Here is a 14,080-nt window from a genome sequence, read left to right on the forward strand (position 1 = left end):
CGAAGAGAATGCAGGACAATAAAGCCGTCAATCTGCCGCTGGTTCGCCGTCTGGAAGCCGTCAGCTTCCGGGCATGGCCTGCCTCGTCGGTGATTTATGACGGTAGCTGGCAAATCCGTCTGACGGGTTCGCACCCCTCCAAGCGCATCAACTGCGTGGTACCGCTCGACCCGTCCGATTACGGAAACAGCGCGGTGCGGCTGGAAAAGGCGCGCAAGCGTTTTGAAGATTTCGGCCGACCGCTGGTGGTGCGCGAAACGACGCTGATGCCGCCGCAGCTGAGAGAATTTCTCTCGAATGACGGCTGGTCCGTGTTCGAAGAGGTGATGGTCATGACGGCCGATCTCTCCGGCATGGAGCTGCCCGAAACGCTTGTCAGCCTGCCGAGCCACGATATCGGCCGTTTTGTCGAGGCGAGCATCAAGGTCAGCGATAGCGATCCGGCGCTCCGTCCGGCGATTGCGGAAATCGTCAGCTCCATCAAGCCGGCGCTCGGCCTCTTCATCAATGAGGAAGTGGAAGGCAATCCGCTCGCGACCGTGATCTGCGTGCAGGACAATGATCTTGCCGGCATCATCTCCCTCGATGTCGAAAAGTCGCAGCGTAAAAAGGGCCTCGGCACGCAGGTTTTGTCGTCGGCACTGCGTTGGGCAAGAATCAGCGGCGCAAAAACCGCCTGGCTGCAGGTGGTTTCCACCAATGCGCCTGCCATCGCCCTTTATGAGAAATTCGGCTTCTCCGAGGCTTATCGTTATCGTTACTGGCGCAAGGGGGCCGGCGCATGAGCGAGGCAGGCAAAAAAATCCTGCTGGTCGCGGCCTGCGCCCTTCTCGACCAGGATGGCCGCATTCTTCTGGCGCAGCGTCCGGAAGGCAAGTCACTTGCAGGCCTGTGGGAATTTCCCGGCGGCAAGGTGGAGCATGGCGAGACGCCGGAGGAAACCCTTGTTCGTGAACTGGACGAGGAGTTGGGCATCAAAACCAAGGTCGCTTGCCTCGCACCGCTGACATTTGCCAGCCACACCTATGAGACCTTTCACCTCCTGATGCCGCTTTACGTGTGCCGCCGTTATGAGGGCATTGCACACGGCCGGGAAAGGCAGGCGATTAAATGGGTGAAGCCGCAGGCACTGCGCGATTACCCCATGCCGCCGGCCGATGAGCCGCTCATCCCCTTCCTGCAGGATCTGCTATAAAATCGGGAAGCCCCCCGACGTCCTCGCGTATTATCCCGTCACAGCTTCGTGAAAATGCCCCGTTTGCAGCGCTTTGCCGTGCCAAAACGGGGCTGTGTTAAGAGATCGTTCAGCACCCTCTGGCAGATTGTTAAGCTAAAGAAGCGGTAAACTGCGCGAGACGAGGTTGGTCATGAACGAGGATTTCTGGAAGACGGTGGAAGGTCGTCACTTGTATTCCGACAAATCCCGTCGTACCGGCGTACTCAATGTGACGCTGCTTTTCGGCACGGCAGTTATCGCGCTCTCACTCATCGTCACTCCCATGCTTGCCGGAAAATCCTCCACGCGGGTGGCGCAGTTTCCCGACAGTTACGACATGATCAGCACGGGCTCCATCAAGAAGACCGATGTGGGCAAGACCTATTCCATCCGTCGCAGCATCACCCAGCCAATGCCGGAAATGCCCTGCGTGGTCACGGGTTATAGCAACGAGAGCGGTTGCTGATCGTTTACCATCAAAGGTAACGGATTCCTCACATCGCCGACCTAGGATAGAGTTGATTTCAACAGGGCAATGCCGGTTGTCGCAACGCACCGGATGGCGGATGGGGAATATCCTGTGCTGCATTTTTTTATCAATTTTTGCAAAAGCGAAGACGGTGCGACAGCGGTTGAATACGGCTTGATCGCCGGGCTGATTTCCGCCGCCCTCATCGCTGGCGCAGGCAGCATAAGCAGCAATATCAATGCCGTGTTTCAGTTCATCGTAGACACTTTGGCGAGTTGAAGCCTTTCGGCTGATCGCTCAGGACAGCTTCACCTCGGTTGTCTTTAAGGCATCGGCGAGCCGCACCTTGGCGGAGCCGGGTTTCAGCGGTTTCTGCTGGCTTTCGTGCGGCGCCCAGCCCGATACATAGATGATGGAAAATGTCGCCCTTATCCGCCCGTCAGGATCGGAATATCGCTCGGCGTAAAGCTCCGCGGCGCGCAGGAAAAAGGCCCGGTTGAGCGGCTTTCTGCTGCGGCTTGCCAGCGGATTGGCCATGCCCATGGCGCGCAGGTCGCGCATCAGCGGGAAGATTGAATCGTAACGCACGGTGTAGCTTTCCGCATCGGTCACGGGGAGCGCAAAGCCGGCGCGCTGCAAAAGCGCGCCGACATCGCGCACATCGGCGAAGGGAATGACGCGCGGGCTGGCGCCTCCGGTCAGTTCCGCCTCGGCGGTCAGCAGCACGTCGCGCAGTTCCTGCAGGGTGCCGCTGCCGGGAATGGCGCCGAGAAACAGGCCGTCCGGTTTCAATGCCCGCCGGATCTGGATCAGCGTGCCGGGCGTATCGTTGGTCAGATGCAGGGCAAGCGGTGAAACGATGAGGTTGGCGGAGGCCTCCTCGAGCGGCAGATGCTCCATGGAAGCGACGTCGGGAATATTCGCATCCGTCGCAAAACAGCTCTCGGTTTCGATACGGCGAATGGTATCCACCTTGCCGGTTTCCGCCAGCCGCCGGGCGGTGACGCCGGTGCCGCCGTGAAGTTCGATTGCGGTCTCGAACTGGCGCTCGACGATGGCAAGCCTGTCGGCCAGCTCTTCGGCCGCCATATCGAGAAGAAACAGGGCCTTGTCGTCGCGCCGGTTCCACGCCCGGCGACGGTTTTGTTCGATCAGGGCTTGGTCAAAGAGAATATCCATCGTCTTGCCTGCTCGGCCTCAAACGCCTTCGGGATCGGCGGGCCGTATCGTTGGTCTCATGCCGCCTGCGGCATCGTTTTCCCGGTGTCGGGAGGGAACTATCGCTCTCGCAAAGGCACCCGTTCGGCGGTAAAGTCAACCTCATGGGTGCTGGTGAAAGTCTGTTTTCGGGTTTGCTGTCGAAGTCTGCGGCCGTGCCGGCGGCGGCGGGAGACATGTGGCGTGCGGTCTTCCGTATGGTCTACCCGCCAACCTGCGCGGGCTGCACCCGCATGACCGGCGGCGAGGGCGCCTTATGTGCGGATTGCTGGCGGGATGTGGCCTTTATCGATCGCCCTTTTTGCGAGGTTCTGGGTATTCCCTTCGCGCGGGATCACGGAGATGGTTTCGTGAGCGCGCAGGCGATTGCCGAACCGCCGCCTTTTGACCGGCTGCGCGCCGTCGCAAGCCATGAGGGAACCGCCCGCAAGCTGGTGCACCGGCTGAAATATCAGGACCGGACCGATCTCGCCCGCCTGATGGCGCTGTGGATGCTGAGGGCAAGCGACGGAACGGTGGATGCCTGCGATTGCATCGTGCCCGTTCCATTGCATCGCAACCGCTTCCTGCGCCGCCGCTTCAATCAATCCGCCGAGCTGGCGCGGCATCTGGCCAGGGCCTCCGGCAAGCCCTTGCTTGCCGGCACGCTGCTGCGCGTGAAGCCGACAGAGCGGCAGGTGGGGCTTTCCGCGCTCGCCCGGCGGGATAATGTGCGCGGCGCTTTCGCGCTCGCGCCCGGCCGGGAAACAGATGTCCATGGCAGGCGCGTGGTACTGGTGGATGACGTCTATACCACTGGCGCGACGGTGGGTGCGGCAAGCCGCGCCCTGCGCAGGGCCGGTGCCGCGGATGTGACGGTTTTGACCTTTGCAATGGCCATTTCCGGGCCTATATGAAACCTGAATGACATGACTTTATCGTGCGTTTTACCGCACGTTTGCGAGGGCTTTGAAAACATGGCACCGGTGACGATCTATACGCGGGATTTTTGTGGTTATTGCGCGCGCGCCAAGGCGCTGCTGGACAGCAAGGGCGTGGATTATGCCGAATATAACGCCACGACGACACCGGAATACCGGCAGGAAATGATCGAGAAATCCGGCGGAACGACGTTCCCGCAAATCTTCATCAACGGCCAGCATGTCGGCGGCTGCGACGATCTGCACGCGCTGGAGCGCGCCGGTAAACTGGACGCGCTGCTGGCCGCCTGATCGGCCGCGACCTTGCGGGTATGGAGGATGTGATGGGTTTCAAGGCTGCCGCCATTCAGATGCGCTCCGGCGTCGATCCGGCAAGAAACGCCACCGATATGGAACGGCTGGTGCGTGCGGCTGCGGCCGAGGGCGCCGTTTATGTGCAGACCCCGGAAATGACGGGTGCGATTCAGAAGGACCGGCAGGCGCTGCGTGCGCAACTGCGTGATGACGATGGCGATATCATCGTTGCGACGGCCGCCCGTCTTGCCCGCGAACTCGGCATTCATGTCCATGTCGGCTCCACGGCCATTGCCCGCCCGGATGGCAAGATCGCCAATCGCGGTTTTCTCTTCGCGCCGGATGGTTCGCGCATCTGCAGCTATGACAAGATCCATATGTTCGATGTCGATCTCGACAATGGTGAAAGCTGGCGTGAAAGCGCTGCTTATCAACCCGGCGAAGTGGCGCGTATCGCCGAACTTCCGCTGGGGAAATTCGGCTTCGCAATCTGCTATGACGTCCGTTTCCCGCAGCTTTTCCGCGCGGAAGCGCTGGCAGGCGCGGAGGTTCTGACCGTTCCGGCGGCTTTCACCCGGCAGACGGGGGAGGCGCATTGGGAAATCCTGCTGCGTGCCCGCGCCATCGAAAACGGCGCTTTCGTCATCGCCGCCGCGCAGGCCGGCGTGCATGAGGACGGGCGGGAGACCTTCGGCCATTCCATCATCATCGACCCATGGGGCAAGGTTCTGGCCGTTGCCGGCGGCGCTGGCGAAGAGGTCATCTTCGCCGAGATCGATACCTCGCTGGTGGCTGCCGCGCGCGGAAAAATTCCCAATCTCCGCAATGCCCGCGAGTTCGGTCTGGATACGGTTATTCCCCTGAAGCCTGCCGGAGGTGAAGCGGCGTGATCCGTTATGCGCTGGCCTGTGAAAAGGGTCATGAGTTCGAAGGCTGGTTTGCCGGCAGCGACGATTTCGACGATCAGTTGCAGCGCGGTTTCCTGTCCTGTCCGGTCTGCAATTCCGTGCAGGTCTCCAAGCTTTTGATGGCGCCTTCGGTTTCCACCGCCCGCAAGAAAGACGAACGCCAGACGCTGGCCATGGATACCGCCCGAAAAGAGGCGCTTGCGAAAATCCGCGAGGCCGTTGCCAATATCCGCGCCAATGCGGAAGATGTCGGCGATAAATTTCCGGAAGAAGCCCGCAAGATCCACTATGGCGAAGCGGATGAGCGCGGCATCATCGGCAATGCCTCGGCGAAGGACGCCAAGGCCCTGCTGGACGAAGGTATCGAGATCGCGCCGTTGCCGGTGCTGCCCGACGACGTCAACTGAACTTCTTTAGGACGACCTCACGCAAATAGCGCCCGGCATTACCCCTGCGCCGGCCGCTTCGCCAGCATCATGTAGTTGACATCCATGTCGGGCGAAAGATTCCAGCGATCCTGGAGCACGTTGTAGAAGACGCCGGTGCGGTGGATGATATCCATGCCGCTCGCCACCAGCGGCCGCTCGAGCTCCTCCGGGCGAACGAGCTTTTCATACTGGTGCGTGCCCCGCGGCAGCCAGCGCAGCACGTTTTCGGCGGCAAAGATCGCCAGTGCTCGGGCTTTGAGCGTGCGGTTGATGGTGGCGGCGAACATCAGGCCGCCGGGGCGTACCATTTTCGCGCAGGTGGTGACGAAGAGATCGACATTGGCCACATGCTCAACCACCTCCATGTTGAGGATGACGTCGAAGGTTTCGCCGGCTTCCTGCAACTGTTCGGCAGTGACGGCGCGGTAATCGACGCTGACCCCGCTTTCGCGGGCATGGGTGGAGGCGATGCCGATATTCTTTTCCGATGGATCGGCGCCGACCACATCCGCGCCCATGCGTGCAACGGGTTCGGAGAGAAGGCCGCCGCCGCAGCCGATATCCAATATGCGCAGCCCTTCCAGCGGGCGGTGCGCCTTCGGGTCGCGGCCGAAATTCTCGCAGATGCGGTTGCGGATATATTCGAGCCGCACCGGATTGAACTTGTGCAGCGGGCGGAACTTGCCGGTCGGGCTCCACCACTCCGCAGCCATCGCGGAGAAGCGATCCACTTCGCTCTGGTCGACGGTCGTCTGTGCGATTTCGCTCATGGTTCTGCTCCATATTGCTGTTGCATTGAAGTCGGATGATTGCCCCCCGAAGTCAAGACCGGCGGTCCATTCCGGCGGCGATTTATCGGGCGCTGATTGCCGCAGGTGGAACTGATTGGATGCCTCATTTGTTTCATGCTGCGTTCATGCAGAACCGCGTATTTTCCGGTCGTGGCAGTATGCGGAACACATACTCGTCCATCGAACAGGGTGGATGCCGACAAGGGCAAAGCGGGCCTTTGCTTGAGGAGAAAGAAGTGAAGAAAAAACTATTTGGCGCATTTGCGCTGGTGGCCATGCTCGCTGCGCAGGCACTTGCCGAAGCTGCGACGCGGGGTTTCGCCACCGCGAATGTGAATATGCGCTCCGGCCCGAGCACGGCTTATCCGGCCGTCGTGGTTATTCCGAATGGTGCGCCGCTCACCGTGCACGGCTGCCTTTCTGATACGCCGTGGTGCGATGTTTCCTTCGTGGGCGGTCGCGGCTGGGTGGCCGGGCGTTATATCGCCACGACCTACCGGCAGAACCGGGTCTATGTCGAACCGCGTTATTACCGAGATCTCGGCGTGCCGGTGATCACCTTCGAAGTCGGCCGTTATTGGGACCGCTATTATCGTGACCGCGACTTCTACCGCGAGCGCGACCGCTGGCGCCGTCCGCCGCCGTCCGGCGGTTACTGGAACGCCCCGCCTCCGAGCGCCGGATGGGATCGTCCGCGTCCGCGTGACGAGTGGCGTGACGGACGCCGGGACGACTGGCGTGATCCCCGTCAGGGCGGCCCGAATGACGGACGCTGGGAACGTCGCTACGGCGACTGGAACCAGGGTGACAGAAATCAGGACAGGCCGCGTCGCGACGACGACCGCCGCCGCTTCGAAGATGAAAGCCGCGACCGCAACCGCGATGGCCAGCAGAACCAGGATGAAGGCCAGCGTCGCCCAGAGCGTCGCCAGTGGGATGACACGCGCCGTGCGCCTGCTTCGGAAAATTTCCGCGATGGCTGCCGGATCGGCGATCCGGGTTGTGACCCGCGCTAAACAGACAAAGCCCGGCATGATTGTCGGGCTTTTTTCATTTATGGCTTCAGCTTGGCTTTACGAGCCGCTACTTCGCGGTGGCAGCCTTGCGGGCACGGGCCTTGGGTTTTGCCGGGGCTTGCGCATCCGGTGCGGCTTTTGCAGCAGCGGCCTTGGGAGCGGCCTTTTTGCGCGTTGCGGGTTTCGTCGCTTCCGATGTCTTCAGCAGCGAAAATTCATGCTTGGCCTGTTCCCAATGGTGCGCGTCGCGCCCATGGGGGTGGCCTTCCTTTTCCCAGAGTGTATATGCCCGTTTACTGATCCATTCGTGTTCCGAAACCTGCATGCTCGTCTCCCGTTGCTGTTTACAGCGCCTATGAGAAGGCGACATTCCGCTTTGGTCCGGCACACGCTCGACAGGAATCAATGCCGGCATTTCCAGAACCCATTACATGCCATGATTTTCCGGGCGTCAAGCAAACATGCTGCATTGCGAAAACGGATTTCCGGCATTTTCTGCCAGTTAAAGCAGTTTGAGCGAAAGACGTTCCCGCAGAACAAGATCAACGTTGCGTGATCGCGCCCGGGCCGCCAAGATGGCCGGATGAATGGGCAGCGGAGGAGGCGGTCTTGGAACAGAGAACGGAAGCGGATGCGCAGGTCATCGTCGAAAAACGGGGAGGGGCAGGCATCATTCGCCTCAACCGCCCGAAGGCCATCAACAGCCTGACCTTGCCCATGGTGCGCGACCTTTTTCAGGCGCTTCAGCGTTTCGAAGAGGATGCCGGTGTTTCCTGTGTGGTCCTTACAGGAGAAGGCGACAGGGGGCTTTGCGCCGGGGGTGATGTCCGCATCATTCACGATCTCGGCAAGGCGGGCGATCCGCAGGTGCTTGATTTCTGGCGGGAAGAATTTCCGCTCAATTATCGCATCGCCCGCTTCGGCAAACCCTACATCGCCCTGATGGACGGCATCGTCATGGGCGGCGGTGTCGGCATTTCAGCCCATGGCAGCCACCGCATCGTCACGGAACGCACAAAACTCGCCATGCCGGAAACCGGCATCGGTTACTTCCCGGATGTCGGCGGCTCCTGGCTTTTGCCACGGGCGCCGGGTGAATGCGGCACCTGGTTGGGGTTGACGGGCAATGCCGTTACCGCTGCCGATGCCATCTATGCCGGTTTCGCCGATTATCTTGTTCCTTCGGACCGTCTCGACGGGTTGATCCAAGACCTGTCGCAAGCGGCGGATACAGAAAGCATCGAGACGGCAATTGCGGCGCACGCCGTCGAGGCCGGTGAAGGCGTTTTATCCATAAATCGGGAGATCATCGACGCGACATTCCGTTTCGACACTGTCGAGGAGATTTTCGAGGCACTTTCGGCGCGCCAGGATGCGTTTTCGCGCGAGACCCTTGAGGTCCTGCAAAAACGCTCCCCCACCAGTCTGAAACTGACCCTGAAGCTGCTGCGTCTCGGTCGGGAAAGCGCGAGCCTCATCGAATGCCTGGAGCGGGAATTTGCCGCCGGCACGGAAATATTGCGCCAGCATGATTTTTACGAAGGCGTGCGTGCGGCGCTGGTCGACAAGGATCGCAATCCCCGCTGGCAACCGGCACGGCTGGAGGAGGTGAGGGAGGAGGACATTGCGCCTTATTTTGCCGCGCATTCCGGCAATCTGTTTCCCGATCATCGTCTTTAGGTCGGCGCAAAAGAAATCCGGCTTCTTGCCGTATATGAAATCATCGCCTGCGGAGCGGACATTCTTTGGGCGAAATTTCCAATCTGCGCACCCGGAAAGCATGGCTGTTTCTCGCGGGCGTTGCCGCCGCCCGCTATGTTGAGCACCATTCGAATTGCCGGGGGTATTCATGAAACGTCTTCTCATTATCGGTACTGCCATTGCCGCTCTTTTTGCAGGTGCGGCGCAGGCGCAGTCTCCGACAACCATTCTCAACGCATCCTACGATGTCGCCCGCGAAGTTTTCGCGGCCGAGAACGAGGCGTTCATCAAGCTGCATCCGGGCGTCACGGTCGACCAGTCGCATGCCGGCACCTCCAAGCAGGCGCGCGCCATCGTCGAGGGTCTGGAGGCCGATGTCGTCACCTTCAATCAGGTCACCGATGTCGATTTTCTGGTGAAGCAGGGCTTCGTTTCCGCCGACTGGAAGAAGGATTTTGCGAACGACGCATCGCCCTTCTATTCCTTCCCGTCGTTCCTCGTGCGCGCCGGTAATCCCAAGGGTATCAAGGACTGGGACGATCTTGCCCGTGACGATGTGAAGATCGTTTTCCCCAATCCGAAGACCTCGGGTAACGCCCGTTACACCTATCTCGCCGCCACCGCTTACGCCAAGGAGAAATTCAACGGCGACGACGCGAAGGTTCAGGCATTCGTCAAGAAAATCTTCGACAATACGCCGGTGTTCGACACGGGAGGCCGCGCCGCCACCACCACCTTCGTTGAGCGTGAAATCGGCGACGTGCTGATCACCTTCGAAGCCGAGACGCGCGGCATCGCCAAGCAATATGGCGCAGACAAGGTGGAAGGCGTCGTGCCCTCCGTCAGCCTTCTGGCCGAATTCCCGGTGGCCGTGGTGGACAAGGTCGTCGACAAGCGTGGCTCGCGCGATCTGGCGAAGAGCTATCTCGACTTCCTCTATACCGAGGAAGGCCAGCGCATCGCCGCCGAATTCGGCCACCGCGTCCACAATGAAAAGGTCGTCGGCGAATTCAAGGACAAGTTCCCGGCCATTCGCCTCGTCAACGTCGAGGAGGTCTTCGGCGGCTGGGATAAAATCCAGAAAGAGCATTTTGCATCCGGCGCGACGCTTGATACGCTTTACGGCAGCCGTTAATCACAGCGATACGCAACAGGTAAAAGACCCGGCGGGAAACCGCCGGGTCGCTTTTTGATGAATGGGGGGCGGGGTTTGAAGCGGAATGTTCTGCCGGGGCTGAAATTGTCCCTTGGCGTTACCCTGACTTACGTTGCCATCATCGTGCTCCTGCCGCTCTCGGCGCTGGTGTTCAAGGCGGCAAGCCTTGGCCCTGCCGAATATTGGTCGATCATCTCGTCGCCGCGCGCCGTGGCCAGTTATCGTGTTACCGTGCTCTGCGCGCTCGCCGCCACGCTGTTCAACGTCATCTTCGGGCTGGCGCTCGCCTGGGTGCTGACGCGTTACCGCTTTCCCGGCTGGCGCATCGTCGACGCCATCGTCGATCTGCCTTTTGCGCTTCCGACCGCCGTTGCCGGCATTGCGCTGACGACACTGTTCGCAGGTAATGGCTGGTTCGGCTCGGTGCTTTCACAATTCGGCATCAAGGTGGCCTACACGCCGCTCGGCATCATGGTGGCGATGGCCTTTACCAGCCTGCCCTTCATTGTGCGCACCGTGCAGCCGGTGCTGGAAGACCTCGATCCGGCGCTGGAGGAAGCGGCGCAATCGCTCGGCGGTTCCGATCTCGAAATTTTCCGCAAGATCATCCTGCCGCTGTTGACGCCGGCGTTGCTCGCCGGTCTGTCGCTGTCCTTCGCCCGCAGCCTCGGCGAATTCGGGGCGATCATCTTCATCGCCGGCAATCAGCCGTTTTCGACGGAAATCACGGCGCTGCTGATCTTCATCCGGCTGGAGGAATATGATTATCAGGCGGCGGCCGCCATCGCCTCCGTGCTGCTCATCACCGCCTTCGTGATGCTGGCGGTGACCAATTATCTGCAGGCGCGCGCGCTTCGTTATACGGTGAGGGGCTGAGAGATGAGCGCCGTGTCTTCACATCGCAAACCGCCACGCGTCGGCGACGCGCCTTTCGTTCGCCGCAGCCTGATTTCTTTTGTGCTGGTCATCGGCGCCCTGTTGGTCCTGGCGCCGCTTATCATCATCGGCGTCGAGGCGTTTTCGCAGGGCTGGAAGGCCTATACGGCCACCATCACCCATCCCGATACCCGCCACGCCATCATGCTGACGGTGCTGACGGCGCTGATCGCCGTGCCGGTTAATACCGCCTTCGGTGTTGCGGCCGCATGGGCGATCACCAAGTTCGATTTCCCCGGCCGGCGCTTCCTGCTGGTGCTGATCGAGATACCCTTTTCGATCTCGCCCATCGTCGCGGGTGTCGCCTATCTTTTCGTTTACGGCCTCCAGGGGCTTTTCGGCCCGTTCCTCGATGCGCATGACATCAAGATACTTTTTGCGCTGCCCGGCATCGTCATCGCCTCGATGTTCGTCACGGCACCTTTCGTGGCGCGGGAACTTATCCCGCTGATGCAGGCGCAGGGCCGCGATCTGGAAGAGGCGGCGACCTCGCTTGGCGCCTCCGGCTGGCGCACCTTCTTTTCGGTCACGTTGCCGAATATCAAATGGGCGCTGCTTTATGGCGTCGTGCTGTGCAATGCCCGCGTGATGGGTGAATTCGGCGCGGTATCGGTCGTGTCGGGCAATATTCGCGGCCAGACCAATACGCTGCCGCTGCATATCGAGCTGCTTTACCACGACTACCAGACGGCCGGCGCTTTTGCCTCGGCATCGATCCTCGCCACCCTCGCCGTCGTCACCATCATCGCCAAGGTGGCGCTGGAACGACGCGGCGCCGGGCGCGGGGCCAAGAAGACCAACGGCGATGCCGCCATCGCCACGGAGACCTGATTCCCATGAAAATCCGCCTCGAAAATGTGGTGAAGACCTTCGATACCTTCCGCGCCGTGCGCGATGTTTCGCTGGATATCGAAAGCGGCGAACTTCTGGCGCTGCTCGGTCCCTCAGGTTCCGGCAAGACCACGATTTTGCGCATGGTCGCCGGCCTCGAATATAGCGATGGCGGCCGTATTTTTTTCGGCGACGAGGACGCCACCAATATTCCGGTGCGGGACCGTGGCGTCGGTTTCGTATTCCAGCACTACGCGCTCTTTCCGCATATGACCCTGCATCAAAACATCGCTTTCGGCATGAAGGTTTCGAAGGTGAAGCGGGACAAGGCGGCAATCGATGCCCGCGTCGAAGAGCTTCTGCGGTTGGTGAAGCTCGATGGCCTGGGCGACCGTTTCCCGGCGCAGATTTCCGGCGGCCAGCGGCAGCGCGTGGCGCTGGCGCGTGCGCTTTCGGTCGATCCGAAGGTGCTTCTGCTCGATGAGCCCTTCGGGGCGCTGGACGCCAATGTGCGCCGCGACCTGCGCCGCTGGCTGCGCGAGATTCACGATTCGCTCGGCATCACCACGATTTTCGTGACGCATGACCAGGAAGAGGCGCTCGATCTTGCCGACCGTGTGGTCATTCTCAATCAGGGCGAGATCGTACAGGAGGGCACGCCGAAGGAGGTCTGCCGCCAGCCGAACAGCGCCTTCGTCATGCGCTTTCTGGGCGATGCCAACCGGGTGTCCGGCGTGGCGCGCGGCGGCAAGGTCTATGTCGGCGATAACGAGCTGCCTTTCTCCTATGCTCAAGGCGATGGCGCGGTGGACATCTATGCCCGCCCCGGCGATCTGGAGTGGGAAGATCTGCATGAGGGCATTCCGGCTTCTGTGGCGCGGGTTCTCGACCGCGCGGGCGACCGCCGGGTGATTGCCAGCACCGATGGCGGCGACCTTCTGGAATTCGACGTGCCGCCGGAAAATGATGTCGCTGCCGGAGACCGCGGTTCCGTCATCATCCGCCGGGCGAAGATTTTCCCGGCGGCGTGAGGCGCTATCAGCCCAGAAGCTCGAAGGCGCTTTCTGCCACAAGCTTGCCGTTGATCGTCAGGTCGACCCTGTGGATGCCGGGATAGTGTTTGCGGGTCGTGAAATCACGTATGGCGCGGCTGATCGACAGCGCACATGTCTCGCCCGGCTGAAGTTCGATCTCTTTCCACTTGAAGACTTTTGCGGAGGCGTCGCCGCTCTTCTTCACGTAGTGTACGGCGTAGTCGATCACCAGTTTCTGAGGCCGTTTCGCCGTCGAGGTGAAAGAGGCTGCAATCCGCACCGGATTGCCGAGAACGACTTTGTCCGGCGTAACCTGAAATGCCGCAAGGGAAATTTCCGCTTCCTCATGTGCGCCGAGATGGGCAAGCGCTGCGGCATCGCCCTTCTTGATCAATGTGCGCAGGGCCTGCCGCGTGATCCAGCGTGTATGCGGATTGTCCTTTGGCCATGTATCGATCAGCGCCAGCACGAAAGCTGGATTGTCCTTGGTGATGTCGTTCAGATGATTGGCGACGGATTTGCGCACATAAAGCGCCTCGTCGGCTTTCATGGCGTCGAGGATTGCGGTGACCGGCGAGGGATCGTCGATCAGGGGTTTTAGCTGGAACGACCATGGCAGGCGGGGCCGGCAGCCTTCGCTCGCCAGCCGCCGCACATGTTCGTTCTCGTGCCGCGACCATGTTTCCATTACGGCGAGGGTGCGAGCCATATCCTTTTGCAGGAAATGCCGGATGGCGAATTCCGAGGAGCCGAAGCGGGTGAAATAATGCAGCGCTTCCATGGAAAGATCGAAATCATCGAGGCCGTAGAGCGCCACATATTCCGGCAGCGAAATGGAGGCGAAACCATTGCCGATGCCCGGCGCGGCGGCGGTCAGGATTTCGATATTGCGGGCATAGTCGCCGGGAAGCGTCGCATGCAGGCTCGTGGCCACCTGTCGCATGCGCTGCATGATGCCCAGCGCTTCAAGGTTTTCGGTGGCGAGCGCCATGAAGGCGGAAACGTCAAATGGCGGATGAACGGCCTTGGTCTCATCGGCGATATGCCGCAGTTTCTCGCGGTTGAAGATTTCCTTCAGTGCCGGTGCCGCCGCGTCGCTCATATTGCCCCTCAAAGTTCACTTTTTGTTCTTTTAGGGGACGATGCAGACGAAAGCAAGCAG

The 14,080-nt window shown here is 60.7% G+C and carries 18 protein-coding genes; 14 read left to right on the forward strand and 4 right to left on the reverse strand.

The genetic code is table 11. The annotated features are described in order from the left end of the window. The first annotated feature begins 8 nt into the window (after window positions 1–8). From F3H58_RS07080 to F3H58_RS07095, 4 genes are all read left to right on the forward strand, one after another. The gene (locus F3H58_RS07080; RefSeq protein WP_149741689.1) at window positions 9–785 is read left to right on the forward strand and encodes a GNAT family N-acetyltransferase; all 777 of its coding nucleotides are present in this window, start codon (window positions 9–11) and stop codon (window positions 783–785) included. After that, window positions 782–1,195 carry an 8-oxo-dGTP diphosphatase MutT gene (mutT, locus tag F3H58_RS07085; RefSeq protein ID WP_149741690.1) on the forward strand — a complete coding sequence of 138 codons (414 nt, stop codon included), beginning with the start codon at window positions 782–784 and terminating at the stop codon, window positions 1,193–1,195. The genes F3H58_RS07080 and mutT overlap by 4 nt, the downstream gene beginning before the upstream one ends. A 172-nt stretch (window positions 1,196–1,367) precedes the next feature. Beyond that, window positions 1,368–1,682: a hypothetical protein gene (locus tag F3H58_RS07090; RefSeq protein WP_149741691.1), complete on the forward strand. Its 315-nt coding sequence runs from the start codon at window positions 1,368–1,370 to the stop codon at window positions 1,680–1,682. A gap of 69 nt (window positions 1,683–1,751) precedes the next feature. Continuing rightward, window positions 1,752–1,964 (forward strand): Flp family type IVb pilin, encoded by a 213-nt coding sequence (locus F3H58_RS07095; protein ID WP_078053424.1) that lies wholly within the window; start codon window positions 1,752–1,754, stop codon window positions 1,962–1,964. Window positions 1,965–1,982: 18 nt separating this feature from the next. Here F3H58_RS07095 and F3H58_RS07100 read toward each other — a convergent pair whose 3' ends face one another. Continuing rightward, window positions 1,983–2,864: a methyltransferase domain-containing protein gene (locus tag F3H58_RS07100; RefSeq protein WP_149741692.1), complete on the reverse strand. Its 882-nt coding sequence runs from the start codon at window positions 2,862–2,864 to the stop codon at window positions 1,983–1,985. Between the two features lie 143 nt (window positions 2,865–3,007). Between F3H58_RS07100 and F3H58_RS07105 the strand changes: the two genes are divergently transcribed. From F3H58_RS07105 to F3H58_RS07120, 4 genes are read left to right on the forward strand one after another with little or no spacing between them, the layout of a single operon-like run. Then, complete coding sequence (locus F3H58_RS07105) at window positions 3,008–3,799, forward strand: ComF family protein (protein ID WP_020809607.1); 792 nt, start codon at window positions 3,008–3,010, stop codon at window positions 3,797–3,799. 60 nt (window positions 3,800–3,859) lie between these two features. Next, a complete protein-coding gene (grxC, locus tag F3H58_RS07110; protein WP_003522552.1) occupies window positions 3,860–4,114 on the forward strand; it encodes a glutaredoxin 3 in 255 nt (84 codons plus the stop codon). A 32-nt stretch (window positions 4,115–4,146) separates the two neighbouring features. Next, window positions 4,147–5,007 (forward strand): carbon-nitrogen hydrolase family protein, encoded by an 861-nt coding sequence (locus F3H58_RS07115; protein ID WP_149741693.1) that lies wholly within the window; start codon window positions 4,147–4,149, stop codon window positions 5,005–5,007. Continuing rightward, entirely contained in the window at window positions 5,004–5,432 is a 429-nt protein-coding gene (locus F3H58_RS07120) for a DUF1178 family protein (RefSeq protein WP_149741694.1), read from the forward strand. Before F3H58_RS07115 ends, F3H58_RS07120 begins: the two co-directional genes overlap by 4 nt. 38 nt (window positions 5,433–5,470) lie before the next feature. Here the strand turns inward: F3H58_RS07120 and ubiG are convergent, their stop codons facing one another. Then, window positions 5,471–6,223, reverse strand: a complete 753-nt coding sequence (gene ubiG, locus F3H58_RS07125) for a bifunctional 2-polyprenyl-6-hydroxyphenol methylase/3-demethylubiquinol 3-O-methyltransferase UbiG (RefSeq protein ID WP_149741695.1) — start codon at window positions 6,221–6,223, stop codon at window positions 5,471–5,473. Between the two features lie 257 nt (window positions 6,224–6,480). Between ubiG and F3H58_RS07130 the strand changes: the two genes are divergently transcribed. Then, a complete protein-coding gene (locus F3H58_RS07130) occupies window positions 6,481–7,260 on the forward strand; it encodes an SH3 domain-containing protein (protein WP_149741696.1) in 780 nt (259 codons plus the stop codon). A gap of 67 nt (window positions 7,261–7,327) precedes the next feature. Here the strand turns inward: F3H58_RS07130 and F3H58_RS07135 are convergent, their stop codons facing one another. Continuing rightward, window positions 7,328–7,585, reverse strand: a complete 258-nt coding sequence (locus F3H58_RS07135; RefSeq protein WP_149741697.1) for a DUF2934 domain-containing protein — start codon at window positions 7,583–7,585, stop codon at window positions 7,328–7,330. 284 nt (window positions 7,586–7,869) lie between these two features. Between F3H58_RS07135 and F3H58_RS07140 the strand changes: the two genes are divergently transcribed. The 5 genes from F3H58_RS07140 (at window position 7,870) to F3H58_RS07160 (ending at window position 12,915) form a co-directional block, all read left to right on the forward strand. Then, on the forward strand, window positions 7,870–8,940 hold the full coding sequence (locus F3H58_RS07140) for an enoyl-CoA hydratase/isomerase family protein (protein WP_149741698.1): 1,071 nt from the start codon (window positions 7,870–7,872) through the stop codon (window positions 8,938–8,940). 169 nt (window positions 8,941–9,109) lie between these two features. Next, on the forward strand, window positions 9,110–10,096 hold the full coding sequence (gene cysP, locus F3H58_RS07145; RefSeq protein ID WP_149741699.1) for a thiosulfate ABC transporter substrate-binding protein CysP: 987 nt from the start codon (window positions 9,110–9,112) through the stop codon (window positions 10,094–10,096). 57 nt (window positions 10,097–10,153) lie between these two features. Continuing rightward, window positions 10,154–10,993 (forward strand): sulfate ABC transporter permease subunit CysT, encoded by an 840-nt coding sequence (gene cysT, locus F3H58_RS07150; RefSeq protein ID WP_078053429.1) that lies wholly within the window; start codon window positions 10,154–10,156, stop codon window positions 10,991–10,993. Between the two features lie 3 nt (window positions 10,994–10,996). Continuing rightward, the gene (gene cysW, locus F3H58_RS07155) at window positions 10,997–11,884 is read left to right on the forward strand and encodes a sulfate ABC transporter permease subunit CysW (RefSeq protein WP_020809614.1); all 888 of its coding nucleotides are present in this window, start codon (window positions 10,997–10,999) and stop codon (window positions 11,882–11,884) included. 5 nt (window positions 11,885–11,889) lie between these two features. Beyond that, on the forward strand, window positions 11,890–12,915 hold the full coding sequence (locus F3H58_RS07160) for a sulfate/molybdate ABC transporter ATP-binding protein (RefSeq protein ID WP_149741700.1): 1,026 nt from the start codon (window positions 11,890–11,892) through the stop codon (window positions 12,913–12,915). Between the two features lie 7 nt (window positions 12,916–12,922). Here F3H58_RS07160 and F3H58_RS07165 read toward each other — a convergent pair whose 3' ends face one another. After that, the gene (locus tag F3H58_RS07165) at window positions 12,923–14,020 is read right to left on the reverse strand and encodes a DNA alkylation repair protein (protein ID WP_149741701.1); all 1,098 of its coding nucleotides are present in this window, start codon (window positions 14,018–14,020) and stop codon (window positions 12,923–12,925) included. Window positions 14,021–14,080: the final 60 nt, after the last annotated feature.

It is taken from the genome of Rhizobium sp. NFACC06-2 (assembly GCF_900101425.1).
GTDB classification, from domain to species: Bacteria; Pseudomonadota; Alphaproteobacteria; order Rhizobiales; family Rhizobiaceae; genus Agrobacterium; species Agrobacterium leguminum.